At 52.6% G+C, this 2,474-nt stretch carries 1 protein-coding gene; it reads right to left on the minus strand.

The window, feature by feature from the left end:
* Positions 1–2,474, minus strand: a 2,474-nt coding sequence (locus R7M92_RS24765; protein ID WP_318134555.1) for a tandem-95 repeat protein, incomplete at both ends; no start/stop codon positions are given.

The following is a 2,474-nucleotide window of genomic DNA, read 5'->3' on the forward strand; positions in this document are numbered from 1 at the left end:
TCGTCAGTAACGGCATTGTCATTGGTCGCCACTGGCGCGTCGTTCACTGGTGTGACATCGACGTTCACCGTGGTGGATTCACTGACGCCCCCAGACGTAACGATGTAGGTAAAGCTGTCTGTACCGTGGTAGTTGTCGTTTGGCGTGTAAGTGACGCTGCCATCTGGGTTGACCGAGACCGTGCCGTTAGCTGGACCGTTATTGGTATCCAGCGACACCACTTTATCGTCGCCTTCAAACGTATCGTTACCTAAGACCTTAATGATGGTCGGCGTGTCTTCCACAACCGTCGCGTTGTCTGCCACGATGTCCGCCACAGGCGCCACTGTGAAGTTCACCGTTTGGCTAACGCTTTCGCCGCTTGGATCGGTAGCCGTAAAGGTTAGGATTTCTGAGCCGTTCCAGTCAGCGGTTGGAGTGAACGTAGCAATGCCATTGACGATCGACACTTGAATGTTGCTGTTGCCAGAGACACTGAAGCTCAGCTCGCCATCTACGTTATCCACATCGCTGAAAGCGGTATTTAGATCGATGCTGTATGGCGTAAAATCTTCTGCCAAGGTTTGGTCTGCAATGTTGCTTTCAACCACAGGCGTGTCGTTCACCGCATTCACGGTGACGTTGACCGTCGCTTGGTCAGTCAGTGAACCATCGATGATGGTGTAAGTGATTTCAGCGTCACCATGGAAGTTCTCAGCTGGCGTGAACACCAACTTGCCGTCAACAATCTCGACTGTCCCTTGGTCACTCGGCACAGACGCCGAGTCAATCGACAGCGTATCGCCATCAATATCGGTGTCGTTTGGCAGGACATCAATCGTCACTGGCGTATCTTCATCAGTAATCGCCGTGTCATTGGTCGCCACTGGCGCATCGTTCACTGGCGTCACATCGACGTTCACCGTGGTGGACTCTGACACCCCACCTGACGTAACGATGTACGTGAAGCTGTCTGTGCCGTGGAAGTTGTCGTTTGGCGTGTAAGTGACGCTGCCATCCGGGTTGACCGAGACCGTACCGTTAGCTGGACCGTTATTGGTATCGAGCGACACCACTTTGTCGTCGCCTTCGAACGTGTCGTTATCTAAGACCTTAATGATGTTTGGCGTATCTTCCACAACCGTCGCGTTGTCTGCCACGATATCCGCCACTGGCGCTACCGTGAAGTTCACCGTTTGGCTAACGCTCTCGCCGCTTGGATCGGTAGCCGTAAACGTTAACGCTTCTGAGCCGTTCCAGTCTGCGGTTGGAGTGAACGTAGCAATGCCATTGACGATCGCCACTTGAATGTTGCTGTTGCCAGAAACGCTAAACGTTAACTCACTATCCACGTTATCCACATCGCTGAAAGCGGTATTCAGATCGATGGTGTATGGCGTAAAGTCTTCCGCCAAGGTTTGGTCTGCAATGCTGCTTTCAACCACAGGCGTGTCGTTCACCGCATTCACGGTGACGTTAACCGTCGCTTGGTCAGTCAGTGCACCATCAGTGATGGTGTAAGTGATTTCGGCATCACCATGGAAGTTCTCAGCTGGTGTGAAGACCAATTTGCCGTCAACAATCTCGACTGTGCCTTGTGCTTCAGGTAAGGAAGCTGATTGGATAGACAGCGTATCACCATCAATATCGGTGTCGTTTGGTAGGACATCAATTGTCACTGGCGTATCTTCGTCAGTAACAGCGGTATCATCTTTTGCCACTGGCGCATCGTTCACTGGTGTGACATCGACGTTCACCGTGGTGGACTCCGATACCCCACCGGACGTAACGATGTAGGTAAAGCTGTCTGCCCCGTGGTAGTTGTCGTTTGGCGTGTAAGTGACGCTGCCGTCCGGGTTGACCGAGACCGTGCCGTTCGCTGGTCCATTGTTGGTATCCAGCGACACCACTTTGTCGTCGCCTTCGAACGTGTCGTTACCTAAGACCTTAATGATGGTCGGCGTGTCTTCCACAACCGTCGCGTTGTCTGCCACGATGTCCGCCACAGGCGCTACCGTGAAGTTCACCGTTTGGCTGATGCTCTCGCCGCTTGGATCGGTAGCCGTAAAGGTCAATGCTTCTGAGCCGTTCCAGTCTGCGGTTGGAGTGAACGTAGCAATGCCATTGACGATCGCCACTTGAATGTTGCTGTTGCCAGAGACACTAAACGTTAACTCACCATCGGCGTTATCCACATCACTGAACGCGGTATTTAGATCGATGCTGTATAGCGTAAAGTCTTCTGCCAAGGTTTGGTCTGCGATGCTGCTTTCAACCACAGGCGTGTCGTTCACCGCATTCACGGTGACGTTGACCGTCGCTTGGTCGGTCAGCGAACCATCGGTCACGGTGTAAGAGATTTCGGCATCACCATTGAAGTTCTCGGCCGGTGTGAACACCAGTTTGCCATCAACAATTTCAACTGTACCTTGTGTTTCAGGTACGGAAGCCGATTGGATAGACAGCGTATCGCCATCAATGTCGGTGTCGTTTGG

It is taken from the genome of Vibrio sp. Vb2880 (genome assembly GCF_033337975.1).
GTDB classification, from domain to species: domain Bacteria; phylum Pseudomonadota; class Gammaproteobacteria; order Enterobacterales; family Vibrionaceae; genus Vibrio; species Vibrio alginolyticus.